This is a genomic window from Microcella pacifica (genome assembly GCF_009371975.2).
In the GTDB taxonomy this organism is placed as follows: Bacteria; Actinomycetota; Actinomycetes; order Actinomycetales; family Microbacteriaceae; genus Microcella; species Microcella pacifica.
On record NZ_VIKT02000011.1, the window covers coordinates 48,743 to 75,069 of the forward strand.

The following is a 26,327-nucleotide window of genomic DNA, read 5'->3' on the forward strand; positions in this document are numbered from 1 at the left end:
GGCGGCGTGCCCGGCACCGGCTCGACCGCGCCGAGCCCGGTCAGCCGAGGATCGCGAGCGCCGCCTCGCGCGCGCCGTGTGCGTCGCTGGCGGCGGTCGCGGCAGCGGCGGCACTGCGGCAGGTGTCGATGCTCAGCTCGGCGAGGCGTCGCCCCACCGGTGTGATTGCGCGGGCCGCCATGGAGAGGCTCGTGACTCCGAGCCCCACGAGCACGGCACCGAGAGCGGGCTCGGCCGCGGCCTCCCCGCAGACGCCGACCGGGGTTGCCGTCGCCGAACCTGCTTCGCCGACGAGCCCGATGAGGCGCAGCAGAGCGGGCTGCCACGGGTCAGCGAGGTCGGCGAGATCACCGAGCACGCGGTCGGCCGCGAGCGTGTACTGCGCGAGGTCGTTCGTGCCGATGCTCACGAAGTCGACGACGCCCATGAGCTCGCTCGCCGTGAGGGCCGCCGCGGGGGTCTCGATCATGACGCCGACCGTGCCGATGCCGGCGCCGCGGGCCCTCGCCGCGAATTCTTGCGTCTCCGCAAGGGTGGCGATCATGGGCGCCATGACCCAGATCTCGGCAGTCTCGTGCTGCGCGGCCTCCGCGATGGCGGCGAGCTGCCGCTCGAGCACATCGGGGTTCCGCCTCGCCGTGCGCACGCCGCGTACCCCGAGCGCGGGGTTGGGTTCATCGTCGGCGGTGAGGAACGGCAGCGGCTTGTCACTGCCGGCGTCGAGCGTGCGCACGACGACGCGCTGGTCGGGGAACGCTGCGAAGACCTGCCGGTATTCCGCGACCTGCTCCGGGATGCTCGGCTCGATGTCTCGGTCGAGAAAGCAGAATTCGGTGCGAAACAGCCCGACCCCCTCGGCTCCCCTCTCCACGGCCCGGGCGACATCGCGCGGCGCCCCGACGTTGGAGCCCAGCACCACGCGGTGGCCGTCGCTCGTCGCACCCGGCCCGACGAAGGGCGGGGTCGTGAGCACACCCGTCGCGGTCGCCTGGGCTGTCGCATCTGGGTCGATGAGCACTTCACCCGTCTCGCCATCGACGAGCACGAGCGTGCCGTCGACGAGCGACGTGGCATTGGCGCGGCCGACGACGGCGGGCAGTCCCAGTTCGCGCGCGATGATCGCGGTGTGCGAAGTCGGGCCGCCCTGCTCCGTAACGATCGCGAGGCAGATCGCGGGGTCGAGCGTGACGGTGTCGGCGGGCGCGAGGTCGTCGGCGACGAGTATGTAGGGCTCGCGGCGCTCGGGAACCCCGGGCGGTTGCTCCCCCGTGATCGCCGCGAGCACTCGGTTGCGCACGTCGAGCAGGTCGGTCACGCGCTCGGCGAAGACACCACCCGCGCGACGGTACTGACCGGCGAGGTCGTCTGCGGTCTCCCACGTGGCGCGAGCAGGTGTCAGTCGCGAGCGCCGGATGCGCGGCTCCATGCCCGCCGCCCACGCGTCATCCCGCGCCATCGCAGCGGTCGCCTCCAGCACCGTGCGGCGCTCACCGCTCACGCTCGCCGCGCGTGCCTCGTAGTCGACCGCGACACGCTCGCGTGCCTCGGCCGCCTCGGCAAGGGCCGCCTCGAGTTCGTCCTCCGGTAGCCGCTCGGCAGCGTCGGGCTCCGACACGGAGCGGCGCAGCACGACGACGGGGCCGATCACGCGACCGGCGCTCACGCCGAGCGGGCCGGTGCCTCGACGCTCGGCGGGTGCGAGTGCCGCAGTTGCGGTTGCTTCGCTTGCCGAAGGGGCGCCCGCGGCCGTCAGGTCAGCGAGCTCCTCGCCGAAGCCCTCCTCGATGAGGCGCCGTACTTCCTCGACCGCAGCGCCCGCCTGAAGGCCGCGGGCCGCGATGCGCACGAGGGTGCCCGGGCCGGCGGCGAGTGTCGCGATGCCGATCGGGCTCGCAGCCGACACCGGGGGGCGATCGCCGACCGCGAGGGTGACCTCGGCGTCGAAGCCGGGCACGATTCCTGCGATGACCGAGGCGGGCCGCGCGTGGAGGCCAGCGACGTTGCGCACGGTCGCCTGGGCTTCGGCGTCGGGGACATCGGGCTCGTTCGCCTGCGCGTCAGCGGCGCCGTTCTCGGCACCGGGCTCGTCGCTCCTCCCACCGGACTGACCGCCGAGATGCTCGAGCTTGGGGCGCAGGGCGCCGCTCGCCTCCTCCGCGACCTCGTCGAGCGCCGCTCCCCCGGCCGCGCGGACGACGGCCGCGAGCAGTCCCTCGACGAAGGGCGCAGCAACGAGGCGCACGCGCTCGACGAGGCCCGAGTCGACGAACTCGAGCGCGAGCTCGGCGCTCATGATGGCCGAGCCCAGGTCCATGATGACGACGACCCCGTCGCCGGAATCCACCTCGGCGATGGCCGCGGCGATGCGCGCGGCATCGGTGCCGGTGCCGCCATCCGCCGTGCCCGCGGCGGCCGCGATCGCGGGCCCGCCGTCGCTCGTCATCTCGAGGGCGAGCGCGATGGCGGCCTCGGCGAGCGCGGGACTGTGCGAGACGGCGACGACACCGACGGGGCTCATGCGGCCGTGACCTCCGCGAGGGCCTCGAAGAGCAGAGCGGTCGAGGTCGCGCCCGGGTCGAGGTGACCGGCGCTGCGCTCGCCCAGGTAGCTCGCGCGCCCCTTGCGGGCCACGAGCGGCTCGGTCGCATCCCGACCGGTCGCGGCGGCATCGCGGGCCGCGGCCGTCGCCTCCTCGAGGGACGCGCCCGCGGCGACCGCAGCATCCATCGCGTCGAGGGCAGGGGAGAGCGCGTCGAACATGGTCTTGTCGCCCGCCTCGGCCTTGCCGCGCGCGACGACGCCCTCGAGGCCGGCGCGCAGGGCAGCGGCGAGCGCGGCCGCATCGCACTCCGAGACCGGGCCCGCCGCCATGCCGACGCGCAGGAAGAACGTGCCGTAGAGCGGCCCGCTGGCGCCGCCGACCGAGGTGACAAGGGTCATGCCGACCGTCTTGAACAACTCGTCGGCGGTCGCCGCGGGCGATTCCCCCACCTTGGTCATGACGGCCGCCATGCCGCGAGCCATGTTCGACCCGTGATCGGCATCGCCGATCGCGGAATCCAGCTCGGTCAGGTACGCCGTCTGCTCGTCGATGCGGGCGCGAAAGCTCTCGAGCCAGCGGACGAAGCCGTCCAGGGTGAGGGTCGTGCTCATGATGCTCCTTCTGATGGTGTGTCGGGTGGGTGCCGCGGCCGCTCAGCGGCCCCAGCGCAACCCGGCCGTCTCGACGGGGGCGTCCCACAGCGAGAGCAGCTCGTCGTCGGCGCGCAGCACCGTGACCGAGCAGCCCGCCATGTCGAGCGAGGTGATGTAGTTGCCCACGAGGTTACGGGCGATCGTGACACCGTGCTTCTGCAGGATCGCCGCGACCTCGCCGTACATGAGGTACAGCTCGATGAGCGGCGTGCCGCCCATGCCGTTGAGCATGACGATCGTCGGCGAGCTGCCGAAGTCGAGATCAGCCAGGATCGGCTCGACGAGCTGCTCGGCGATGTGGTGCGCGTCGGCGAGCGGCACGCGGTGGCGGCCGGGCTCGCCGTGGATGCCCACGCCGATCTCCATCTGGTCGTCCGGCAGATCGAAGGTCGGCTTGCCCGCCGCCGGCACCGTGCAGCTCGTGAGGGCCATGCCCATCGAGCGGCCTTCGCCGTTGACCTTCTCCGACAGCGCGACGAGGTCGTCGAGGCTGCGACCCTGCTCGGCCGCGGCCCCCACGATCTTCTCGAGGAGCACGGTGAGGCCGACCCCTCGACGCCCCGCCGTGTACAGGGAGTCCTGCACGGCGACATCGTCGTTGACGACGATCGTCTTGACATCGACGCTCGCCTCCATCGCCGCGAGCTCGGCAGCCATCTCGAAGTTCATGACGTCGCCCGTGTAGTTCTTGACGATGTGCAGCACTCCGGCGCCGCGGTCGACCTCCTTGGTCGCCGCCTGCATCTGATCGGGGGTCGGGGAGGTAAAGACCTCGCCGGCACACGCCGCGTCGAGCATCCCGAAGCCGACGAAGCCGCCGTGCAGCGGCTCGTGACCCGACCCGCCGCCGCTCACGAGGGCAACCGTGCCCTGGTCTTTCGGGGTGGCGCGGTAGATGACGCGGCCTGCGTGATCGACCCGAAGGTCGGCGTGCGCCGCCTCGATGCCTTTGAGGGCGTCGGCGAGCACCGCCTCGGGTGCGTTGATGAGCTTCTTCATCGGGTCCTCTCTCCGTCTTCCTTCGCCAGGGTCTCCTTGAGACCAGTCTTGTCGTTCGTGGTGTGAGCGATCAGGGCGAACGTGAGTGCCGCGAGAACACCCGCGAGCAACTCGGCTCCGACGTAGACCGGCCACTGCTCCCACGCGACCTCGCCGCCGAGAATCTGCTGCACGAGCATGGGGCCCGTCGTGCGCGCAGGGTTGATCGAGGCGCCCGTGGTCGGAGCGACCGGGATGATCGCCGCGAACACGACGAAGCCGATCGCGAGCCCCGCCCAGCCGGGGGCGGCCTTGCGGTAGATGACGCCGAAGACGGCGAACACCAGCAGGAAGGTACCCACGAACTCGGCGAAGAACGCCTGGTACCAGGGCGTCTCGCTCGAGTAGCTCGCGACGCCGAGGCCGACCTCGCTCGCGCGCATGCCGAGCACGCCCACGATCGTGAAGGCACCGACGACAGCGCCGAGCAGCTGCGCGGCGACGTATTCGGGCACCTGCCGCCACGGGAACTTGCCCGCGACCGCGAGCCCGAGCGTGACCGCGGGGTTGATGTGGTTGCCCGAGATGTAGCCGAACACGTAGACCGTGACGACGACGATGGTGCCGAACGCGAGCGAGATCATGCCCAGATCGGCCATCGTGAACGGAGCGTCCCCATTCACGATGAGTGTTGCCGGCACCGAGCCCACCCCGACGAAGACGAGGAAGGCCGTGCCCAGGAACTCGGCGGCAAGCTTCTGCCAACGCCGGTTGTCATCCATATGTGCTCCTTCGAACATGCGGATCATCGACGGGCTCCGTGCCCAACGCACCGGCACATTTTCCGGAACGTCATTCGATAATGTCGAATATGCCCCCAGAAATGGGCGCATGTCAAGTGGTTCTTTGGTACGAATCTCGACAAGACCGTGCGCATAATGGACGAATCCCTCGAAAGGCTCACCGGTGATCCAGGCAATAGACCGCGCAGCGCGCGTGCTCTCCTCCCTGCAGGGCGCCCGCCACCTCGGTATCACCGAGCTCGCCGGCATTCTCGAGCTGCCCCCCTCAACCGTGCACGGCATCGTCAAGTCGCTGCAGGCCCACGGCCTCGTCGCCAAAGAGCCCGGCAGTCAGCGGTACATGCTCGGCCCAGCACTCTTGAAGCTCTCGAACGTCTACCTCGACACTCTCGACGTGCGGGCCCGCGCGATGCGCTGGACGCGCGAGCTCGCACGCCGCACCGGCCTCTCGACCCGGCTCGGGGCTGAGCTCTTCGACGAGGTCATCATCATTCACCACAACCGTCGGCCCGACGGCAGCCAGCAGATGCTCGAGACGGGCATCACGATCCCCTCGCACGCCTCGGCGCTGGGCAAGGTACTGCTCGCCTATCACCCGTCGGCGGCCGATGAACTGCTCGCGAAGCCGCTGCGCAGCCTCACCGGCGACACCGTCACCGACCCCGCAACGCTGCGCCTGCAGCTCGCGAGCGTCGCCGAGCGTGCGCTGGCCATGGAGGAAGACGAGGCGGTGCTCGGTGAATCCTCCGTCGCGGTGCCCGTCGCCGACCGCAGCGGCACCGTCATCGCCGCGGTCTCGGTCGTCATGCCCTCAAGCGAGTGGCCGCCCGAGGCGGGCGTGCTCAACGACCTGCGCGAGACCGCCCGCAACATCTCGCGCGAGCTCGGCTACAGCGAGTGGCCGCCCCGCGTCGTTCCGAACGACGACTGAGTGTCGCGCGCGAGGTCGCGCGACGCCCACGACACGCACGACGCCCACGACGCACACCACACTGGGTAGCGTGAGGATGTGCCCCCGAGACACCGCTCCATCCGCGTCGAGATCGTGATCGCGGCCGACCTCGACACGGTCTGGCGACTCACGCAAGACCCTGAGTCGCACGCACGATGGGACGCGCGCTTCAGCCGCATCGTGCCCACCGAGCAGGGAGAGGGCGGCCTCTGGCGGTTCCAGTACGAACGCGGGATGCTCGTGCACACGATCCGCGGAACCGGCATCTCACTCGGCTCCCGCCTCGGCGCCGACGGCGCCCGCACCTCCGCGCTGCGCTTCACGACCACCGACCGGCTCTCGCCGCTGCGCGACGGCCGCGGCTACTGGCGGTACGAACCCGTCGCCGGCGGCGTGCGCTTTCTCACCGGCTACGACTACGAGCCCGGCTGGGGCGCGCTGCTCGACCGCGTTCTCATTCGACCGCTTGTCGCGTGGATGACGGCCTACAGCTTCGCGCGGCTGCGACGGTGGGCTGAGCGCGGCGAGGAGCCCGAGCGCTGGCCGCTCTGGCTGGCCGTGCTGCCCTGGCCGCGCGACCGGCCGCACGCCTCCGACTGCACGTGGAGCATCGGACGCCCCGCCGCGATGGCGGATGCCCCGGCCGACCTCGCCGCGCTGGCGGCGCCGTGAGCACCCCCGACCCCGGGCCGCGCGACTCCGTGCGCGAAGAAGGGCCCGACACCCGCAGCATCTTCGCGCGCGCGATGGGCGCCGACTTCGACCGGCTGCACCCCATGCTGCGGAGACGCTTCGGCGTCAGCCTCGCGGCAGGCTACGCCTGCGTCGGTCGCGGCGTCATGGCGAGCATCCGGCGCGGGCCGTGGTGGACGGTGCCGTTCCTGCACATCGGGCGCATCCGCAACATCCTCGCCCCCTACCCGGGCGAGAACGTTCCCTTCACCGTCGAGAACTACGCCTACCGCGACCCCTTCGGGCGCGAGACGGTGACATTCGTGCGCACCTTCGACTACCCGCATCACCCCGAGCGGCCCGGGCGTTTCGACGCCACCATGATCCTCGGCGCGACGGGTCGCATCGTCGACTACCTCGGCACGCACCAGCACCTCGCCGTCGACCTGGACCTCGCGGTCGAGGAGGACGGCTCGCTGCACCTGCGGTCGGATGCTCAGCGCTTCTCCGCCGGCCCCCTCGCGTTCCCCTTCCCGATGCTCTTCTCGGGACGCGCCGACCTGCGCGAGTCGTTCGACGACGAGGCCGGCGAGTACGTCATCCGGCTCGAGGTGCGCAACCGCACGTTCGGGTTCCTCTTCGGCTACGAGGGCCGCTTCACGTGCGAGTTCCCGGCCGCGGTCGAGGCGCCCGCGCACGTCCTCCCCCGGCGGCACGACCGCCGCGAGTAGACACGTGAGCTACGGCGCGGCCCGCACGCCGAACGCACGGCGGTAGGCCTGCGGCGTCGTGCCGAGCGCGCGCGTGAAGTGGTGCCGCAGCGTTGCCGAGGAGCCGAAGCCGCACACGCACGCGACCTCCTCGACGGGGGCGTCCGACTCCTCCAGCAGCTGCTGCGCGCGCAAGAGACGCTGCCGGTTGAGCCACGCGGCGGGGCTCTCGCCGAGCTCGGCGCGGAACCGTCGGGCGAAGGTGCGCTCCGACATGAGCGCTCGGCGGGCGAGGCTCTCGACCGAGTGGTCGTCGCCGAGGTGGTCGAGCATCCAGTCGGTGAGCTCGGCGAGGCTCGTGCCGCCGTGCTGCAGCTCGGGTTGCTGGATGTACTGGCTCTGCCCGCCATCGCGCTGCGGTGGCACGACCATGCGCCGCGCGATCACTGACGCCGCGGCAGCACCGTGCTCGCGCCGCACGAGGTGCAGGCACGCGTCGATGCCGGCCGCGGTGCCCGCGCCCGTGATGACACGTCGATCCTCGACGAACAGCACGTCGGGGTCGACGACCGTCCGGGGGTAGGTGCGCTGCATCTCGTCCGCATACATCCAGTGGGTCGTGCTGCGGCGACCGTCGAGGATGCCCGACTCACCCAGCACGAACGACCCGCTGCAGACGCTCAGCACCCAGGCTCCCCGCGCCTCGGCCGCGCGGATCACCTCGAGGTACCGCTCGTCCACGGGCCCGATGCTGCGCGCCGCGACAGCGATGAGGTCGGCCTCGGCCGCGACCGACAGGTCGTCGGTCACGAGGATGTCGAACCCGAGGCTCGTGCGCACGGGCCCGGGGTCCGCGGTGGCGACGCGGAAGTCGAACGCGGGCGCACCGGAGGAACTGCGGTCGATACCGAAGACTTCGCACAGCACGCCGAACTCGAAGGGCGCGAGGCCGGGGATCGCGAGGGCGACGACACGTCGGAGCATGGACGGCCTTTCCAGGAGACGAAGCAGCGTGGCGGAATATTGACTGACAATGGCAATCCTGCCACTCGTGGCCGAGATTATCCAGTCATAGATTTTCTGCCATGACCACGATCGCTCTCATCCTCCTCGCACTCCTCGCCGCGGGCATCGGTGCCACGATCATCGCGATCATGCGCGACGGCTACCGCCGGGTTCCCCGTGCCCGCCCGTTGCGCGAGTACGAGCGCGACGACCACTACCGCGCCTGAGCTCGGGCGCCCACGACCGTGCGGGGTGACACACGCCCGCCTCCCCGCACACAGCGACGGCCCTGCCGCCCCCTCCAGGGGGTCGGCAGGGCCGTCGTCTGCTGAGTGCGGTCGCCGCTTACAGCGCGGCGATGACCTCGCGCATGAGGGAAGCCGTCTCGCTCGGCGTCTTGCCGACCTTGACGCCCGCGGCCTCGAGGGCCTCCTTCTTGGCCTGCGCGGTTCCCGCGGAGCCGGAAACGATGGCACCGGCGTGGCCCATGGTCTTGCCCTCGGGGGCGGTGAAGCCCGCGACGTAGCCCACGACGGGCTTCGTGACGTTGGCCTTGATGAAGTCAGCCGCGCGCTCCTCGGCGTCACCGCCGATCTCGCCGATCATGACGATCGCCTTCGTCTCGGGGTCGGCCTCGAATGCCGCGAGGGCATCGATGTGCGTGGTGCCGATGATGGGGTCGCCGCCGATGCCGATCGCGGTCGAGAAGCCCAGGTCGCGCAGCTCGAACATCATCTGGTAGGTGAGCGTGCCCGACTTGGAGACGAGACCGATCGGGCCCTTGCCCGTGATCGTCGCGGGCGTGATGCCCGCGAGGGACTCCTCCGGCGTGATGATGCCGGGGCAGTTCGGGCCGATGATGCGCGTCACGTTGTTGTGCGCCTGCGCCGTCGCCCAGATGTCGGCGGAGTCCTGCACGGGGATGCCCTCGGTGATGATGACCAGCAGCGGGATGCCCGCCTCGATGGCCTCGATCGCGGCGTCCTTCGCGAAGGCCGGGGGCACGAAGGCGATCGACACGTCGGCGCCCGTGCTCGACATCGCCTCGGCGACCGAGCCGAAGACCGGCAGCTCGAGGGCCGAGCCGTCCTTCGCGGAGTGCTCGACCGTCGTGCCGGCCTTGCGCGCGTTCACGCCGCCGACGATCTGGGTGCCCGCCTTGAGCATGAGCGCGGTGTGCTTGGTGCCCTCGCCGCCCGTGATGCCCTGGACGATGACCTTGGAATCCTTGGTGAGGAAGATCGACATTGTTCTCGTATCCCTTACTTCGCAGCCAGTTCAGCAGCCTTGTCGGCGCCCTCGTCCATGGAGCTCGCGAGCGTCACGAGCGGGTGAGCGGCCTCCGCGAGGATGCGGCGGCCCTCCTCGACGTTGTTGCCGTCGAGGCGCACGACGAGCGGCTTGGTCGCCGCATCGCCGAGAATCTCGAGCGCCTTCACGATGCCGTTCGCGACGGCATCGCACGAGGTGATGCCGCCGAAGACGTTGACGAACACGCTCTTGACCTGGGCATCGCCGAGAATCACATCGAGGCCGGCCGCCATGACGGTCGCGGATGCCCCGCCCCCGATGTCGAGGAAGTTCGCCGGCTTGACGCCACCGTGGGCCTCGCCCGCGTAGGCGACGACGTCGAGCGTCGACATGACGAGCCCCGCACCGTTGCCGATAATGCCGACCTCGCCGTCGAGCTTGACGTAGTTGAGGTCGTGCTCCTTGGCCTTCGCCTCGAGCGGATCGCCCTGCTCGCCGCCCGCCCACTCTGCCTGATGCGGGTGGCGGAAGCCGGCGTTCTCGTCGATCGAGACCTTGCCGTCGAGCGCGATGATGTCGCCAGCGCCCGTGAGCACGAGCGGGTTCACCTCGACGAGCGTCGCATCCTCGTCGTCGAAGACGCGGTAGAGGCTCACGAAGACCGGGGCGACCTTCTCGACGAGCTCCTCCGAGAAGCCGCCCTGACGGGCGATCTCGCGCGCCGTGTCGAGGTCGATGCCCGTCAGCGGGTCGACGTGCACCTTCGCGAGGGCATCGGGGCGCTCCTCCGCGAGCTGCTCGATCTCGACACCGCCCTCGACGCTGCAGAGCGAGAGGTAGGTGCGGTTCGCCCGGTCGAGGAGCACCGAGAAGTAGTACTCCTCGGCGATGTCGGCGCCCGCCGCGACCATGACGCGCTGGACGACGTGGCCCTTGATGTCGAGGCCGAGGATGTCACGGGCGTGAGCCTCGGCCTCGTCGGCCGTCTTGGCGACCTTCACGCCGCCGGCCTTGCCGCGCCCGCCGACCTTGACCTGGGCCTTGACGACCGTGACGCCGCCGATCTTCGCGGCTGCGGCCCTCGCCTCCTCAGGGGTGTCGGCGATGACGCCGGGAAGCACGGGAACCCCGTACTTCTCGAAGAGGTCTCGGGCCTGGTACTCGAAAAGATCCACGGTGTTTCATCCCATCCGCGTGCACAACATTGGAAGTGGTCGATGCGGTCTCTCGATGTCGAGATTTCTCGATGTCGAGACAAATCCGCGTCCAACTTTAGCGTGCTCGCCGCAGCCTCAAGACCGCGAGGCCCTTCTCGCTCAGTCGTCGCGCCGCACGACGACGACCGTGACGTCGTCGGAGGAGGTGCCGCGGGCACGCGTGCGCAGAGCATCCACGACCTCCTGCGAAGAGGACGCGAGCAGGGCGAGCGCCGCCACGCGATCCAGGCCGTCGAGCGAGCCGTCGTACAGATCGAGCACGCCGTCGCTCGCCGCCACGAGCGTGTCTCCAGGCTCCAGCGTGATCGTCTGCTCCTCCCACTCCGTGTCGATGTCGACGCCGAGGGGCGGAGAGTGCGAGCGCAGGCGCTCGATCGTGCCGTCCGTGCGCGCGATGACCGTCAGGCCGTGCCCGGCATCCACGAAGGTGACCTCGCCCGAGTCCATGTCGACGCGCGCGTGGAAGAGCGTCACGAACAGGCCCGTCGTGTCGAGGTCGGCGTTGAGGGAGGCCGCCGCGAGGTTGACGGCGCCCGTGACATCGCCGAAGCGCGCCGCCGACCGCAGCACCGCGCGCACCGTCGCCGCGATGATCGCCGCCGCGATGCCCTTTCCCATCGTGTCGGCGAGCGTGATCGCCGCACCTTCCCCGACCGGGTACCAGTCGTAGAAGTCGCCGCCGACCGCCCTCGCGGGCTGGCAGAAACCGGCGATGTCCCACCCCGGCATGCTCAGCATCTTCGACGGCAGCAGGCCCTGCTGCACCTCGGCGGCGCGCGAGAGCTCCTGGCTCACCGAGAGCTCCTGCTGCACCCACGAGGCGAGGTCGCGCAGCATCGCCTGCTCGCGCTCGGTGAAGGCACGGGGGCGGGGGTCGTAGATGCAGAACGCGCCGATGCGCTCCCCCGTCGACGCGTAGAGCGGGTGGCCCGCGTAGAAGTTAATGAGACCGTCCTGCGCGCGATCCGCGTACGCGGGATCGGCTGTCAGCTCCGGCACCACGAGAGTGTCGTCGCCCATGATCGTGTCAGTGCACACGGAGCTCTCTCGCGGCATCTCCACGACCGCATCGCCGGCGACGGACTTCGCCCACTGGCGGTCGCCGTCGATGAGGTTGATCGCCGCCGACTGCACGCCGAACAGGCTCTTCGCGAGGCGCGTCACGCGATCGAAGCGCTCCTCGGGCGACGTATCGAGGATGCCCAGCTCCTCGAGCGCGCGCTGCCGCGCCATCTCGTCGATGACCCCGGTGATCGACACCGAGGGCATGCCGCGGGTCGAGGAGCGATCCACGTCCTGCGCCTCACGGCCACGCACGAGAGTCCAGTGGTTGAATCCGTCGACGCGTCGGTGCTCGACCGTATCGACGAGGGCCCTCATGAGGGGAATGCCCCGGCCCGACTCGGCGAGGGACTCCGCCTCGGGCATCTCGCGGCCCTCGAGGTCGACGTGGTCGACCTCACCCGAGTCGCTCAGCGTCGCCTCCAGGCGGTCCTTGTACGCGATGACGGTGAGGGTCGCCTGCACACCTCGCCCGTGGTTCGCATGCTGGATGACGTTCGCCGTGAGCTCGATGATCGCCGTCTCGAGCGACATGCGGTCGCGCGCACTCAGGTCAGGCACGCTCGCCCACACCGAGTCGAGCAGGTCGTGCACGGTGTCGACCGTGTGGGGCGGCGCAGTGAGCCGCAGGGTGCGGGTCACCATGTCAGGCATCCGCGTACGCACTCTCCACGCTGTCGAAGCTCCGCAGCACGCCGGCCATGTTGGTGAGCTCGAGCACGAGCTCCACCTGCTCGGTCGGCTTCACGAGCCGCACATCGCCCCCCGCCTCTCGTGCTGTCTTCATGCCGGCGATGAGTGCGCCGAGACCTGAGGAGTCGAGGAAGACGACCTGCTCGAGTGTGATGGCGACTCGAGGTCGGTTGTCGTCCACGGCGGACTGGATGGCCTCGCGCACGCGCGCTGCTGTGACCATGTTGAGCCGGCCGCTCACACTGATCTCCGTCACGCCCTGGGGGTGCGGAATGATCGAGATGTCCATGAAGGCCTCCTGACGTCGGTCATGCCATTGTCCCTGCTGGGGCGGCTCCAGCCCGGCAGGCTGGCGGGGTTCGACGCGGCCCTAGAGTTTTTCGATCGGGTTCAACGCGGACGAGCGTTGAACAGACAGGTGGGCTCGAAAAGCTCTCAGAGCTTCTCGATCGGACTTATTTTCACGAGCAGGCGCTTGCGCCCCGCCTTCTCGAACTGCACTTCGGCGATCGACTTCGCCCCGTTCTGCGTCACGCTCGTCACCGATCCGTCGCCGAAGTCGGCGTGCCGGATGCGGTCTCCCACCTCGAGCGTCAGGTCGCCGTTGTCGCGCACCTTCGCCGTGACCGTGTTCGCCCACTCCTTCTTCGGCTTCCCCGGCGGCAGCGACGTGCTGTACCCGAACTTCGGCGTGCCCGACCCTCCGAGCGCGCGCTGGCCGCCCCCGGTCGTGCGCGTGCCCATGCCGGGGGCATCCCGCCAGTCGATGAGTTCGGCAGGAATCTCCTGCAGGTACCGGCTCGGGGCCGCGACCTGCGTGTCGCCGAACGTCGTGCGGGTCATCGCGAGGCTCAGGTGCAGCCGCTGGCGGGCGCGTGTGATGCCCACATAGAAGAGGCGGCGCTCCTCAGCAGGGCCGCCCGGCTCAGTCGCGCTCATCTGGTGCGGCAGCAGGTTCTCCTCCACCCCCGTGATGAAGACGGCGTCGTACTCGAGCCCCTTCGCCGTGTGCAGGGTCATGAGAGAGACGGTGCCGCTCGAGTCGTCGAGGTCGTCGGCGGCGGCGACGAGCGCGACCTCGGTGAGGAAGTCGATGAGGCGACCCTCGGGGTTGTTCTTCTGAAACTCGCGGGTCACCGCCACGAGCTCCTCCACGTTCTCGGCGCGTGCTTCGTCCTGAGGGTCGCGGCTGCCGCGCAGTAGCTCGAGGTACTTCGTCTTCTCGAGGATGCCGACGAGGATGTCCGGCACCAGACCCGTGTCGAGGGACTCGCTCGCCGCGTCGAGGATCGCGGCGAGGTCGACGATGGCGGCGGTCACTTTCGGTCCGAGGCCGAGGGCGGGGGCATCCCGCAGCGCATCGATCATCGTGCCGCCCAGTTCGTCCGCGTGGTTCGCGAGCGCCGTCTCCGTCGCCGGCCCGATGCCGCGCTTGGGGGTGTTGAGGATGCGGCGCATGGCGAGGCCGTCGGCCGGGTTCGCGACCGCGATGAGGTACGCCATCATGTCTTTGATCTCGGCGCGCTCGTAGAACTTCGTGCCGCCCAGCACGCGGTACGGGATCGCCGAGCGGATGAAGATCTCCTCCAGCGCTCGCGTCTGCGCGTTGGTGCGGTAGAACACGGCGATCTGGTTGTACGGCGTGCCAGCCTCGTGCAGCGTGCCGATCTCGTCGGCGACGAACTGCGCCTCGTCGTGCTGGCTGTAGCCGGTGAAGCCGACGATCTTCTCCCCAGAGCCGACCGCCGTGAACAGGTTCTTCGCGATGCGATCGAAGTTGTTCGCGATGACCGCGTTGGCCGCATCGAGGATCGTCTGCGTCGACCGGTAGTTCTGCTCGAGCAGGATCACCTCGGCGCCGGGGAAGTCGCGCTCGAACTCGACGATGTTGCGGATGTCCGCGCCGCGGAACGCGTAGATCGACTGATCGGAATCGCCCACGACCGTGAGGGCCGCTGCGGGGATGCCCCCGCTCGCGTCCGTCTCGATGCGAGTGTCGGCGGGCACATGCGCCGGCTCGACCGGCCGCGTCAGCTCGCGGATGAGCGCGTACTGCGCGTGGTTGGTGTCCTGGTACTCGTCCACCAGGAGGTGCCGGAACCGGCGCTGGTAGAGCGCCGCGACCTGGGGGAAGGCACGGAACAGGTACACGGTCTGCGCAATGAGGTCGTCGAAGTCGAACGCGTTCGCGCGGTGCAGCTCGGCCGTGTAGCGCCGGAACAGCTCGAGGAACATGACCTCCGTCGGGTCGTTCGCGTTGATCTGGCGGCTGTAGCCCTCGACGTCGATGAGCTCGTTCTTGAGCTTCGAGATCTTGCCCGCGACGGCGCTCACCGTGAAACCCAGCGTGTCGGCCTGCATGTCCTTCACGAGCCGCTTGATGAGGGCGCGCGAGTCGGCCGAGTCGTAGATCGTGAAACCGCGCGTGAAGCCGAACTGCTCGGCCTCGCGGCGCAGGATGCGCACGCACGCCGAGTGGAACGTCGAGATCCACATGCCCTGCGCGGCGTCCCGGCCGACGAGCTGCTCGACGCGCTCGCGCATCTCGCCCGCCGCCTTGTTCGTGAACGTGATGGCGAGAATCTGGCTCGGCCACAGCTCGCGATCGCGGATGAGCCGGGCTATGCGCCGCGTGAGCACGCTCGTCTTGCCCGAGCCAGCGCCCGCGACGATGAGGAGCGCTTGCGCGCGCGACTGCACGGCCGTGAGCTGCTGCGGGTTGAGGCCCTCGAGCAGCGGGTCATCGTGCCCACTCGAGGTATCGAGGGTGTCGTTGGGGAGGAAGCTCATGGCCGCCCCAGTCTAGGTCGCGCCCCCGACCGCCTCGCCGCCGCGCGTCCGGTCAGAGTGCGGCGCGGGCCTCGAGGGCGAGGTCGGGCTGGTCGGCGAAGACGCCGTCGAGCCCGGTCGACACCACGGCGCTGAAGAACCCATGCCAATCGCCGTGCGCGGCCGGGCTCGAGCCGACGCGGCACGGTGCCGGCAGGTAGCGGTTCTCGGCACGCAGAGTCCACGTGTAGACGCGCAGGCCCCGATCATGAGCGCGCGCCACGAGAGAGGATGCTGCGAGGCCGTGATCGAGCATCCGCCAGTCCTCGCCGTCACGGCCCGTGACCCCGGCCGCGGCCCGCACGAGCAGCGAGACCTCGGGGCTGATGCCGTCCACGTCGCGAGCGAGCAGGGCGAGGCCGTCATCGGTCAGCTGCGAGGCGTAGGAGGGCGCGGCCGAACCGTCCCGCGCGACGAGGTCGGGCGGCGCGCCGCGCCGCTCCAGCAGGTACACGTACTCGGCCTCCACGCCGCGGGCGCGCACCTGCCCGAGCACCGTCTGCTCGAACGACTCGACCACGAGGCGCTCCCGACCGCCCCAGCTCGCGACCTCGGCGGCGAAGAGCTCGTCGAGCGGCAGTCCGGCCGCCGCGAAGTGCGTCGGGTGCTTGAGCTCGGCGACCATGCGCACCGGTCGGTCGGCGTCGTCGAGCAGCGCCATGAGGTCGCGCAGTCGCAGCAACGGGTAGTGGCCGTCGAACCGGGCCGAGGCCTGCCGAAGCTCGGGCAGCCGCTCGCGGGCCCGCAGGGTCGCGAGCTCGGCCCACGTGAAGTCTTCGGTGAACCAGCCGGAGATGCGCTCCCCGTCGATGGACTGCGTGCGGCGGCGGTCGGCGAACTCGGGGCGGGCGGCCACGTCGGTCGTGCCGCCGATCTCGTTCTCGTGCCGCAGCACCAGCTGGCCATCCCGCGTCGGCACGATGTCGGGCTCGATCGCATCGGCGCCCAGCGCGATCGCGAGGCGGTACGCGGCCATCGTGTGCTCCGGCCGGTACGCGCTCGCGCCACGATGGGCGATGACCTGGGGGCGTGGCGCGTCTGACACGCCGACAACGCTACGCCGATACTCTGCAAAGCATGAACGCCGAGCAGCCCGCGATCGCCGACGGCGACACGCTGCCCGGGGTCGGTTCCGCCCCGGGCGCGACTCCCGGCACCACCGCGCGCATCGCGCCGCGGCGCCCGCGCCGCCGCACCAACCCGCTCGCGATCGCCGCGCTCATCCTCGCCGTGCTGCTCAGCCCCGTGGCCGCCCTGTTCGGCCACATCGCGCTCGGCCAGATCGCGCGCTCGCAGGGTCGCGAGCGCGGCACGGTCCCCGCCTGGATCGCCGTCGGCCTCGGCTACCTCTGGCTCGTCGGCCTCCTCATCATCGCGGGCGCCGTCATCGTGGCCCTCGACGGCGGAGTGCTGCCGTGGCCGTAGTGCCGCTCGAGACCGCAGCACGGCTGCCCCTGCGCTGGGGAACCTACGACGACCGGCGCTGGGCGGGCCTCACCCTCATCGTCGGCGGCCTCGTGCACTTGCAGGCCGCCGGCCCCGACAACCTGCTGCCGCTCGCCGTCGGCACGGTCGCGCACGTCGTCGGCTGGCTCATCATGCCGGCGCGGGGCTGGCGTCGCGTGGTGCCGATCGTTCTCAGCACCTTCGTCGGATGGCTGCTGCTCGCCGGGCCGCAGCTGATGTGGACCCTCACGATCCCCTTCCTCTTCTGGCTGCTCGTGCGGCACCGCCCCTGGCGCAGCCTGCTCGCCGTGAGCCCCGTGCTGCTCAACGGCGTCATCGCGGTCGCGGTGTTCCGCGAGTACGAGGGGATGCCCCTGGCGCTGGGCGCATCCGCGATCGTCATCGTCGGCTCGGCCTGGTGGGCCGCAGCGATCGCTCGGCGTGCTCATAGCGATTCTCACTAGAATCGAGCCATGGCTACCTCGAACCCCGCGTTCAACTCCCCCGCGTTCTCGCTCAATCAGTCCTCCGCGATCATGCACCGTGCCGCGACGCCCTCCGGCGAGCAGCTCGACGAGCTCTACGGCAAGCCCTCGGCGACGCCGGAGCAGACCGACCGCATGACCTACGAAGACACGATCCAGAAGGCCGTCGGCGCGTTCGCGCTCGTCGCCCTCGGTGCCGCCGTCGGCTGGTTCGTGCCCTTCCTCACCATTCCCGCCGCGATCGTCGGCTTCGTACTCGCGCTCGTCAACATCTTCAAGAAGAAGCCGTCGGCCGGGCTCGTGCTCGCGTACTCCGCCGTGCAGGGCATCTTCGCCGGTGGCATCTCGGCGATCTTCGAAGCCATGCCGCAGTACTCGGGCATCGCCATCCAGGCGCTCCTCGGCACCGCAGCCGTCTTCGTCGTGACCCTGCTGCTGTTCCGCAGCGGCAAGATCCGCGCGTCGAAGAAGGCCACGAAGGTCTTCCTCATCGCGATGATCGGGTACGCGGTGTTCTCGCTCATCAACGTCGGCATGATGCTGTTCGGGGCCACCGATAGTGCATTCGGGCTGCGCAGCGCCTACATCCCCGGCACGGAGATCCCGATCGGCCTCGTGCTCGGCATCCTCGTCGTCCTGCTCGCCGCGTACTCGCTCGTGCTCGACTTCGACCAGATCAAGACCGGCGTCGAGAACGGCGCCCCGCGCATGTACGCCTGGCGCGCCGTGTTCGGCATCGTCCTCACCGTCATCTGGCTGTACATCGAGATCCTGCGGATGCTCGCGATTCTTCGCGGCGAATAGCCGACATCAGCACGGATGAAGGGCCGCCCTTGGGGGGCGGCCCTTTCTCGTTCATGGGGTTGTTCGCGGGGCAGCGTTCAACCGCTATACCGCTCGACTCATGTCGCTCGCGGGTTCAGAGACCCCTGCCGACAGCGTCGCAGCGTTCACCTTGTTCGCTCTCAAGGGAGCGCGGCCGGGACGGCCGCTGGAAGAGCGTGGCTGCGTTCATGTTGCTCGGCGCTCAAGGGAGCGCGGCCCAGAGGGCCGCTGGAATAGCCATGCATCGAGGCCAGAAATGGCCTCGAAAGCGCATGGCTATTCCCATTCAATGGTGCCGGGGGGCTTCGACGTGACGTCGAGCACGACCCGGTTGACGCCGTCGACCTCGTTCGTGATGCGGTTCGAGATGCGCGCGAGAACGTCGTAGGGCAGGCGGGTCCAGTCAGCGGTCATCGCGTCCTCCGACGACACCGGGCGCAGCACGATGGGATGCCCGTACGTGCGCCCATCCCCCTGCACGCCCACCGACCGCACGTCGGCGAGCAGCACGACCGGGCACTGCCAGATCTCCTCATCGAGCCCCGCCGCCGTGAGCTCAGCGCGCACGATCGCGTCCGCCTCGCGCAGCAGGTCGAGGCGCTCGAGCGTGACCTCGCCGATGATGCGGATGCCGAGCCCCGGCCCGGGGAACGGCTGGCGGCCGACGATCGCCTCGGGCAGTCCGAGCTCGCGTCCGATCGCCCGCACCTCGTCCTTGAACAGCGCGCGCAGCGGTTCGACGAGCTCGAACTCGAGGTCTTCGGGGAGCCCGCCGACGTTGTGGTGGCTCTTGATGTTGGCCGTGCCGGTGCCCCCGCCGGATTCGACGACGTCGGGGTAGAGCGTGCCCTGGACGAGGAAACGCACGGCCTCGCCCGCTCCCTGCGCCTCCAGCACGAGCGCCTCCGCCGCGCCCTCGAAGGTGCGGATGAACTCGCGCCCGATGATCTTGCGCTTCGACTCGGGGTCGGTGACACCCGCGAGGGCGTCGAGGAACTGCTCGCGAGCATCCACCGTCACCAGACGGATGCCCGTCGCCGCAACGTAGTCCTCCTCGACCTGCCGCCGCTCGTCGGCGCGCAGCAGGCCGTGGTCGACGAAGACGCACACGAGCTGATCGCCGACCGCCTCGTGCACGATCGCCGCGGCGACCGCGCTGTCGACGCCGCCGGAGAGTCCGCAGATGACGCGGGCCGATCCGACCTGCTCGCGGATGCGCGCCACCTGCTCGGTGATGACGCTGCCGCTGTTCCAGTCCGCCGGGATGCCCGCCGCGCGGTGCAGGAAGTTCTCGAGCACGCGCTGCCCGAACTCGGAGTGCTTGACCTCGGGGTGCCACTGCACGCCGTACAGCTGGCGCTCGTCGCTCGCGAACGCCGCCACGGGAGTGTCCTCCGTCGAGGCGAGCACATCGAAGCCCTCCGGGGCCTGCGACACCGAGTCGCCGTGGCTCATCCAGGTCGTCTGCGCGTCGGGCTGGCCGGCGAGCAGCACGCCGCCGTCGCCCACGACGCGCATAGGGGTCGACCCGTACTCGCGGCGGCCCGTGCGCGCGACCTCGCCGCCGAGCTGCTTCGCCATGACCTGGAAGCCGTAGCAGATGCCCATGACGGGCACGCCGAGCTGCAAGATGCCCGGGTCGAGGTCGGGCGAGCCCGGCTCGTACACGCTCGACGGTCCGCCGCTCAGCACGATGCCGACGGGGTTCTTTGCCGCGACCTCCGCGGCCGTGATCGTGTGCGGCACGATCTCGCTGTACACGCTCGCCTCGCGCACACGGCGGGCGATGAGCTGGGCGTACTGGGCGCCGAAGTCGACGACGAGCACGGGCCGGGCTTCGGTAACCGCCGCAGTCACCGCGTCAGTGCTGACCTCACTCATGCCGCGCTCCCTTCGGCCACGCGGTGCGCATCCTCGGGCGACAGCCCGGCGATGACCGCCTCGACCTGGCGGGGCACCTGGCGCTCGAAGAAGAACGAGAGGAACGGGATGATGCCGCCCATCGCGATCCACAAGAACCGCCAGAACGGCCACCGCAGCACGCGCCACAGCACGAAGTCGCAGGCGAGGTAGAGCACGTAGAGCCAGCCGTGAACGGCGAGCAGGAAGATCGAGAGGTTGAACCCGGTGAGGGTGTCGACCGGGCTCAGCGCGATGAACCCGGAGGGACCGTTCAGTTCGATGTCGCTGCCGAGGCCGTAGCGGGTCACCATCATGACCACGAGCCCGAGCAGGAAGATGCCCGTGATGATCGAGGAGACCTTGTAGACCGCGAGAGTTCGTCGGATGAGGGGGATGTCTGCGGGCTTCGGGCCGATCACCATGCGCTCAGTCTACGGGCGCGGGCTGGGGCGAATCGTGCGCGGGGGCAGCCTCGGCCGGGTCAGCTGCGGCCGCATCCCGCTCGGCCTGCTCCTTCTCCTGCTCGTCCTTCACGAGGCGCCACCACAGGTACACGGCGAAACCGCCGAAGATGACCCACTCGAGCGCGTAGAAGAGGTTGAGCAGGTTGAGCTCGACCTCCGCTTCGGGCGGGGGTGCGGCGACGGCGGTGAAGCCGGGGGGCGGGTCGCTGTCGACGAGGTAGCCGGCGTAGACGGGCTGCGGGTCGGCCCACAGGTTGACGAGCTCGGCAACGGAGATCGTCTCGCGCGCGCCCGATTCGAAGTCGCCGATCTGCGGTGCCTCACCGGGCACGTACCGCCCGGCCAGTTGCGCCTCGCCCGCCGGCAGGGTCGGGATGCTCGCCCCGGGCTCGACGAAGCCCACCACCACGGCAAGGCTGTGGCCGTCGTCGGTCACGAGGTGGCGCACGACCCAGTCGCCCGGCGCACCGTCGCCGCCGGGAGCGTTGTTGAGTCGACCGGTGACGACGACCTCGTCGCCGAGCTGCCACACACCGTCGACGGTGACGAGTCGCCCGCTCGCGTCGGAGGTCATGACCTCCTGGGGCTCTGCCACCGTGTTGAGCGGCACCGCTGTCTCGGTGTCGCGCTCGATGACGGTCGCGCTCTCGATGGAGCGCTCGAGCTGCCACTGGCCGAGGGCCGCGAAGGCGGCGGCGACGCCGAGGGCGAGAGCGAGGGCGGCGACCCACTTGGGGCGTCGGGCGACCGCCCACCAGGTCGGACCGGTGCGCGCCGCAGGAAGGGTCGGCGCCGCGGTCGTCGTCATGGTGCGGGGCGCCTTTCTGCGGTCGGGCTGTCGCGTTCAGTGTACAAAGCAGCGGCGGGGCCCCGCTGGGAGCCCCGCCGCCGGTGTCGAGCGGTGCGTACCTAGTTGACGCCGGCGCAGAGCTCGAGGTCGGCCACGTCGGTGCTGAGTGCGGCCGGGCCTCCGAGCAGCACGATCGTCTCCGTACCGAGCGCGACGATCGACTCGTAGACGTTTTCGGGGATGCACGCGGTACGGCTTACGTACAACGGCACCCCCTGGCCCGCGGCGAGCGCCGAGCCCGCGAGGGCGTCGGCGAAGTTCTCACCGGTGGCGAGGTACACCACAGTCTCGGCGTCGAACGCGTCCTCGTTGATGGCGATCGAGGTCGCGTAGCGGTCTGCTCCCGCGTTGCGCTTCACGAGGTAGGACTCCGCCACCAGCTGCGACTGGATGCCCGCACTCACGACGGCCGTGCCACCAGCGATGGTGACTTCGTTGTCGCCGAGGCCGTCCAGAGCCTGCAGGGTCGCCGCGTCGAGCGAGCTCGACGTGCCCCGAACGAGGATGATCGGCCCGCCGAGCTCGGCGGCCGCGGGGCCTGCCGTGAGCGCGTCGGGGAAGTTCAGCCCGCTCGCGATGTAGATCGCCGCGACAGTGTCGAACGCGTAGTCGGCGATGGCGCGCGAGGTCGCGTAGCGGTCTGCCCCGGCGACGCGCTCGACGCTGGGCGTGAAGCTCAGCCCTTCGAGCGCGTTCTGGACCGAGTTCGACACGGCGGCGGTTCCACCGACGATGACGATCGTCGAGGGGCTGAGCCTGTTGAGCTCGGCCCGCACCACGGAGGGGAGCGTGTTCGCCGGGGTGAGCAGCAGGGGTGCGTCGTCCTGAGCGGCGGCCGGGGCTGCACTCAGGGCGTCCGCGTATCCCACACCGTTCGCGATGTAGACGGTGTCGGCGCCGCTCTCGAATCCCGCCTGCGAGATGGCGACGGCCGTCTCGTAGCGATCGTCTCCGGCGAGGCGCTCGGTGACGGGCGGAGCGAGCGTTTCGAGCTCGAATCCGAACGTCGTCTCCGCGCACCCGACGGTGATCGACTCGATGGTCGCCTCCCCGATGACTCCCGAACCGAGGCTGTAGCCGTACTCGAGGATGCGCGCCTCGGGGTTCGCGAGCAGGTACTCGTCGAGAGTGCCGAGAGAGGGGTACCCGCCGCCGGCGGGAACACCGAATCCGGTGCCACCGGTCACCCAGAAGCGGGCGTCGGCCCAGTCGCCGTTGACGGTCGTCGACCAGTCGCCGCCGCCATAGGCCCAGGGCTCGCCCACGAGAAGCGCGTCCTGCGTACCGTCGCCATCGGCATCGAAGCCGAGCTGGAGGCTGGGGCGCACTCCCGTGTACCCGTCGGCGATATCGAAGGCGATGTCGCCGACCTCGCTCAGCGCGATGTCGATCGGCGCGTAGCCGGCCGCCTTGGCCTGGCCGAGGGTTCCAGCCTCACCGAAGGTCTCGACGCGCAGGCCGTTCTCGGTGAATTCGTTGATGCCCTGCGTGCGCGTCTGCGAGAAGTCCCAGTCGCCGAGCGCGAGGTTGGTGACCTCGGTCGACGTCGTGGTCACGCAGGCTTCGATGACGGGCTGGGTGAAGGTGTACCGCGTGTCGTCCCAGACCAGGCTCGGCACGACGGCCGCACTGTCCGCCTGCACGCCGTACCCGGCGAGCGCGACCCCTCCGCCGTCAGCGGCGGCAAAGTCGAAGACGGCGTCGATGAGCTCACCGAGCGGGGCCGTCTCCTGCACGCCGTAGTCGCCAAAGGCCCGCGTGGTCGCCCACGTGTCGGCCTGCGAGAAGGAGTGGCTGCCGGCGGTCAGGCTCGTCGAGCGCAGTGTGGTGAACGTCGGGTCGGACGGGTCGCCGAAGAAGATCGGCACCTGGTAGGTGACCGAGCCGCTCGCGACCTCGACGCTCGCGCGCTCGAGCAGTGTGCGCAGCTGCGAGCGCGTCAGGGTGTTGGCCGTGACGCCCTCGGGGGTCGCCAGGTCGGTGCCCTTGATGACCGTCGACGGGTCTCCGAGGCCGAGGTGCAGGCCGTCGGCGAGGACGACCGAGTTGTCGAGCGTGCCGTTGGGGTTGCCCTCGTGCCACTCGGTGTAGGTCTGCGCGGTCTCGTTCGCCTTGACGTCGCGCTCGTAGACGGTGACCTCGGTGAGGGGGTCGACGGCGGGAACGCTATCGGCCGTGATCTCCATGACCAGTCCGTAGTTGGGCAGACGAGTGCTCGACTTGAGACCACGAGTGTCTCCCTGGTAGGTGGTGTCTCGTATCGTCTCCGTCGTGCTCTCATCCGTGCCCACGGTGGGAGCACTCGGGGTGGCGAGGCTCACGTTGAGCGCGTTCCACGGCCCGTTAACGCCCTCGGGGTCCGCTCCGTACGATTGCGTGTTGTACGCGACCGTGACGATGACGCCGTTGCCGACGACAGCATCCTCACCGGAGAAGTCGAAGGAGACGTCGAAGGCGATGCCGTTCTGGCAGGTCTGGAGGTCCTCGTCCCACCACGGCTTAGACCCTGCGCTCTGCGCGCAGTCCTCGGGCGACGGGGTCGGGCGGTACGGCGCGACGACGTCGTTGGTGACGCTCGCGATGAGGTCGCCAACGACGGGCTCCGCACCGGAGTTGTCCGCCTCGTAGAGGTTCATGGTGACCGGGTGGGAGAAGGTCGACCCCGGAGTGGTCTCGCAGTCGCCGAGGTTCCACTGCCCGGTCTCGCACGCCCAGCTGGTGAGGCTGATCGTGACGTCGCTGACGGCGCGGTTGCCACCGTCGAGGAGCACGTAGTCTCCGAACTCCCACGTCGCCTGAGCCTGGTACCCCAGGCTCGGGTAGGAGGCCGGTTGCGCCTCAGGTATCGAGTCGTAGACGACCGCGGGCGCGGCCGCGGCCGGCGATGCGGCGGCGATGGTGAGGCCTGTGACGGCGAGAGCGAGGGCGGCGGTACTGCCGAGCAGGCGCGCGCCAGGGGACGATGAACGGATCACGATGGGGCTCCAGTGGGGGGTCTGGCGACCCTGCCGACGACGACGACGACGACGCGCGCGGCTCGCGGGTACGAGTCGTGGGGTGCGCGCCGATCATGCGTCAGTCGGCAGCGTTCGGGTAAGGGTGAGGCTTCGGGTATGAGCACGGATTCGCCATTGCCGACGAATCCTGACTCACGCTCACGCTACAACAGACCACCGACATTCACAAGAAAACGTCGAATTCTGCTCTCATCGACAGCCGTCGTGCACCGCTCATGACGTCGACGACGACTGCACCCGTGACGACACATCGGGCGCCGCGAGACGCACGCGGTCGGCGCTCTCGTCGTCCGGCTCCTCCTGGCTCGCGCGCTCGGCCTCGACGCGGCGCAGGTAGTGCTCGACCTCCCACTGGCGCCGCTCGTTGTCCCAGCCGAGCTCGGCCGCCATGAGGTCGGCCACGATGGATGCGGCTTCGACGCCGCGATCCCAGGCCTCGATCGAGATGCGCGTGCGCCGCGCGAGCACGTCCTCGATGTGCAGGGCACCCTCGTGGGTCGCGGCGTAGACGACCTCGGCGGCGATGTAGTCGTCGGCGCCGGGCAGCGGCTCCTGCAGCTCGGGCCGCGCGATGATGAGGTCGAGCAGCTCATCCGTGAGCACGCCGTAGCGGTTGAGCAGGTGCTCGATGCGCACCTTGTGCACGCCGAAGGCGCGCGCGATCTTGCCGCGCTTGTTCCACGCCGCCTGATAGCCCTCCGCGCCGAGCAGCGAGATGTCCTCCGTGACGCTCGCGGGCACCTTGCCGTCGAGTGCCGCCGCGGCCTCGTCGATCGCGTCCTTGGCCATGATGCGGTAGGTCGTCCACTTGCCGCCCGCGACGACCACGAGCCCGGGCACGGTGTGCGCGACGATGTGCTCGCGCGACAGCTTCGAGGTCTCGTCCGATTCCCCCGCGAGCAGCGGCCGCAGGCCCGCGAAGACCCCTTCGACGTCCTCGCGCGTGAGCTTCACGGCGAGCACCTCATTGACCTTCTCCAGCAGATAGTCGATGTCGGCCGCCGTGGCAGCCGGGTGGGCCTTGTCGAGATCCCAATCGGTGTCGGTCGTGCCGATGAGCCAGTGTCGACCCCACGGAATGACGAAGAGCACGCTCTTCTCGGTGCGCAGAAGGAGGCCGAGGGTCGACTGGAACCGATCGCGCGGAATGACGATGTGGATGCCCTTCGAGGCCCGCACCTTGAACTGCCCGCGCTCGCCGACCATCGCTTGCGTGTCGTCTGTCCACACGCCCGTCGCGTTGACGACCTGGCGCGCCTTCACCTCGAAGCGCTCCCCCGTCTCGAGGTCGTGCGCCTTGACCCCGACCACGCGCTCGCCGACCTTGAGGAACCCTTCGACGCGCACGCGGCTCGCGACGTGAGCCCCGTAGAACGACGCCGTGCGCGCGAGGGTCGACACGTAGCGGGCATCGTCGACCTGGGCGTCGTAGTACGTGAGCCCTCCCGTGAAGGCGTCGCCGCGCAGGCTCGGAGCGGCGCGCAGCATCTGCCGACGGCTCAGATGCCGGTGGTGCGGCACACCGGGCGGCCGTCCGCCGGTATAGCTGAACAGGTCGTAGAGCGCCATTCCCGCGCCGATGTAGGCACGCTCGATGAGCGGCTTCGTGAGGGGAAAGAGGAACTTGACGGGCTTGACGAGGTGCGGGGCGAGGCGCTGCAGCAGCAGCCCCCGCTCGATGAGCGCCTCGCGCACGAGGCGGAAGTCGAGCTGCTCGAGGTACCGAATGCCGCCGTGCACGAGCTTCGACGAGCGCGAGCTCGTGCCGCTCGCCCAGTCCCGCTGCTCGAGCATCCCCGTGCTGAGCCCTCGCGTCACGGCGTCGAGTGCGGCGCCGGTGCCGACGATGCCACCGCCGACGACGAGGATGTCGAGCTCCTTGTCACGCAGACGGGCGATCGCGGCCGCACGCTCGTCCGGGCCGAGCTTGGTGGAACGGGTGACGGTTTTTCCTCGAACCATGCTGTTCTC

Annotated in this window: 23 protein-coding genes; 7 read left to right on the forward strand and 16 right to left on the reverse strand. The window is 69.9% G+C overall.

What is annotated here, in order from left to right:
• Nucleotides 1-40 precede the first annotated feature (40 nt).
• Genes ptsP through FK219_RS07795 form a run of 4 tightly spaced genes read right to left on the reverse strand, consistent with a single transcriptional unit; the run spans nucleotide 41 to nucleotide 4,955 of the window.
• Entirely contained in the window at nucleotides 41-2,518 is a 2,478-nt protein-coding gene (ptsP, locus tag FK219_RS07780) for a phosphoenolpyruvate--protein phosphotransferase (RefSeq protein ID WP_152582501.1), read from the reverse strand.
• On the reverse strand, nucleotides 2,515-3,153 hold the full coding sequence (dhaL, locus tag FK219_RS07785) for a dihydroxyacetone kinase subunit DhaL (protein WP_152582502.1): 639 nt from the start codon (nucleotides 3,151-3,153) through the stop codon (nucleotides 2,515-2,517). Before dhaL ends, ptsP begins: the two co-directional genes overlap by 4 nt.
• Before the next feature lie 42 nt (nucleotides 3,154-3,195).
• On the reverse strand, nucleotides 3,196-4,194 hold the full coding sequence (dhaK, locus tag FK219_RS07790) for a dihydroxyacetone kinase subunit DhaK (protein WP_152582503.1): 999 nt from the start codon (nucleotides 4,192-4,194) through the stop codon (nucleotides 3,196-3,198).
• Nucleotides 4,191-4,955: an MIP/aquaporin family protein gene (locus FK219_RS07795; protein ID WP_152582504.1), complete on the reverse strand. Its 765-nt coding sequence runs from the start codon at nucleotides 4,953-4,955 to the stop codon at nucleotides 4,191-4,193. The genes dhaK and FK219_RS07795 overlap by 4 nt, the downstream gene beginning before the upstream one ends.
• A gap of 184 nt (nucleotides 4,956-5,139) precedes the next feature.
• Here FK219_RS07795 and FK219_RS14105 point away from each other — a divergent pair, with 184 nt between their 5' ends.
• The 3 genes from FK219_RS14105 to FK219_RS07810 all read left to right on the forward strand — a co-directional run bounded on the left by FK219_RS14105 (nucleotide 5,140) and on the right by FK219_RS07810 (nucleotide 7,331).
• Nucleotides 5,140-5,907, forward strand: coding sequence for an IclR family transcriptional regulator (locus FK219_RS14105; protein WP_152582505.1), 768 nt, complete (start codon nucleotides 5,140-5,142; stop codon nucleotides 5,905-5,907).
• A gap of 78 nt (nucleotides 5,908-5,985) precedes the next feature.
• A complete protein-coding gene (locus FK219_RS07805) occupies nucleotides 5,986-6,600 on the forward strand; it encodes an SRPBCC family protein (protein ID WP_152582506.1) in 615 nt (204 codons plus the stop codon).
• Nucleotides 6,597-7,331 (forward strand): DUF4166 domain-containing protein, encoded by a 735-nt coding sequence (locus tag FK219_RS07810; RefSeq protein ID WP_328821646.1) that lies wholly within the window; start codon nucleotides 6,597-6,599, stop codon nucleotides 7,329-7,331. Before FK219_RS07805 ends, FK219_RS07810 begins: the two co-directional genes overlap by 4 nt.
• A 9-nt stretch (nucleotides 7,332-7,340) precedes the next feature.
• Here FK219_RS07810 and FK219_RS07815 read toward each other — a convergent pair whose 3' ends face one another.
• Complete coding sequence (locus FK219_RS07815; protein WP_152582507.1) at nucleotides 7,341-8,294, reverse strand: GlxA family transcriptional regulator; 954 nt, start codon at nucleotides 8,292-8,294, stop codon at nucleotides 7,341-7,343.
• A gap of 101 nt (nucleotides 8,295-8,395) precedes the next feature.
• On the opposite strand from FK219_RS07815, the gene FK219_RS07820 reads away from it, so the two are divergent.
• Entirely contained in the window at nucleotides 8,396-8,542 is a 147-nt protein-coding gene (locus tag FK219_RS07820; RefSeq protein ID WP_165638079.1) for a hypothetical protein, read from the forward strand.
• A gap of 118 nt (nucleotides 8,543-8,660) precedes the next feature.
• Here FK219_RS07820 and sucD read toward each other — a convergent pair whose 3' ends face one another.
• The 6 genes from sucD to FK219_RS07850 all read right to left on the reverse strand — a co-directional run bounded on the left by sucD (nucleotide 8,661) and on the right by FK219_RS07850 (nucleotide 16,412).
• Entirely contained in the window at nucleotides 8,661-9,563 is a 903-nt protein-coding gene (gene sucD / locus FK219_RS07825; protein ID WP_152582508.1) for a succinate--CoA ligase subunit alpha, read from the reverse strand.
• A gap of 14 nt (nucleotides 9,564-9,577) precedes the next feature.
• On the reverse strand, nucleotides 9,578-10,741 hold the full coding sequence (gene sucC / locus FK219_RS07830; RefSeq protein WP_152582509.1) for an ADP-forming succinate--CoA ligase subunit beta: 1,164 nt from the start codon (nucleotides 10,739-10,741) through the stop codon (nucleotides 9,578-9,580).
• Between the two features lie 141 nt (nucleotides 10,742-10,882).
• Nucleotides 10,883-12,490 carry a SpoIIE family protein phosphatase gene (locus tag FK219_RS07835; protein ID WP_165638080.1) on the reverse strand — a complete coding sequence of 536 codons (1,608 nt, stop codon included), beginning with the start codon at nucleotides 12,488-12,490 and terminating at the stop codon, nucleotides 10,883-10,885.
• A 1-nt stretch (nucleotide 12,491) separates the two neighbouring features.
• Nucleotides 12,492-12,827, reverse strand: coding sequence for an STAS domain-containing protein (locus FK219_RS07840; protein WP_152582511.1), 336 nt, complete (start codon nucleotides 12,825-12,827; stop codon nucleotides 12,492-12,494).
• 146 nt (nucleotides 12,828-12,973) lie between these two features.
• Nucleotides 12,974-15,328 (reverse strand): ATP-dependent helicase, encoded by a 2,355-nt coding sequence (locus FK219_RS07845; protein ID WP_152582512.1) that lies wholly within the window; start codon nucleotides 15,326-15,328, stop codon nucleotides 12,974-12,976.
• 52 nt (nucleotides 15,329-15,380) lie between these two features.
• On the reverse strand, nucleotides 15,381-16,412 hold the full coding sequence (locus FK219_RS07850) for a glycerophosphodiester phosphodiesterase family protein (protein ID WP_152582513.1): 1,032 nt from the start codon (nucleotides 16,410-16,412) through the stop codon (nucleotides 15,381-15,383).
• Nucleotides 16,413-16,444: 32 nt separating this feature from the next.
• Here FK219_RS07850 and FK219_RS07855 point away from each other — a divergent pair, with 32 nt between their 5' ends.
• The 3 genes from FK219_RS07855 to FK219_RS07865 are packed head-to-tail and all read left to right on the forward strand — an operon-like array spanning nucleotide 16,445 to nucleotide 18,102.
• Entirely contained in the window at nucleotides 16,445-16,792 is a 348-nt protein-coding gene (locus FK219_RS07855; protein ID WP_152582514.1) for a DUF4190 domain-containing protein, read from the forward strand.
• Entirely contained in the window at nucleotides 16,783-17,277 is a 495-nt protein-coding gene (locus FK219_RS07860) for a hypothetical protein (RefSeq protein WP_152582515.1), read from the forward strand. The genes FK219_RS07855 and FK219_RS07860 overlap by 10 nt, the downstream gene beginning before the upstream one ends.
• Before the next feature lie 9 nt (nucleotides 17,278-17,286).
• Nucleotides 17,287-18,102, forward strand: coding sequence for a Bax inhibitor-1/YccA family protein (locus FK219_RS07865; protein WP_152582516.1), 816 nt, complete (start codon nucleotides 17,287-17,289; stop codon nucleotides 18,100-18,102).
• 297 nt (nucleotides 18,103-18,399) lie between these two features.
• Here the strand turns inward: FK219_RS07865 and guaA are convergent, their stop codons facing one another.
• The 5 genes from guaA to FK219_RS07890 form a co-directional block, all read right to left on the reverse strand.
• The gene (gene guaA, locus FK219_RS07870) at nucleotides 18,400-20,004 is read right to left on the reverse strand and encodes a glutamine-hydrolyzing GMP synthase (RefSeq protein ID WP_152582517.1); all 1,605 of its coding nucleotides are present in this window, start codon (nucleotides 20,002-20,004) and stop codon (nucleotides 18,400-18,402) included.
• A complete protein-coding gene (locus FK219_RS07875) occupies nucleotides 20,001-20,447 on the reverse strand; it encodes a DUF3817 domain-containing protein (protein WP_152582518.1) in 447 nt (148 codons plus the stop codon). The genes guaA and FK219_RS07875 overlap by 4 nt, the downstream gene beginning before the upstream one ends.
• 4 nt (nucleotides 20,448-20,451) lie before the next feature.
• Nucleotides 20,452-21,297 (reverse strand): SURF1 family protein, encoded by an 846-nt coding sequence (locus tag FK219_RS07880; RefSeq protein WP_152582519.1) that lies wholly within the window; start codon nucleotides 21,295-21,297, stop codon nucleotides 20,452-20,454.
• A 101-nt stretch (nucleotides 21,298-21,398) separates the two neighbouring features.
• Complete coding sequence (locus FK219_RS07885; RefSeq protein WP_152582520.1) at nucleotides 21,399-24,314, reverse strand: cell wall-binding repeat-containing protein; 2,916 nt, start codon at nucleotides 24,312-24,314, stop codon at nucleotides 21,399-21,401.
• A 255-nt stretch (nucleotides 24,315-24,569) separates the two neighbouring features.
• On the reverse strand, nucleotides 24,570-26,318 hold the full coding sequence (locus tag FK219_RS07890) for a glycerol-3-phosphate dehydrogenase/oxidase (protein ID WP_152582521.1): 1,749 nt from the start codon (nucleotides 26,316-26,318) through the stop codon (nucleotides 24,570-24,572).
• Nucleotides 26,319-26,327 lie beyond the last annotated feature (9 nt).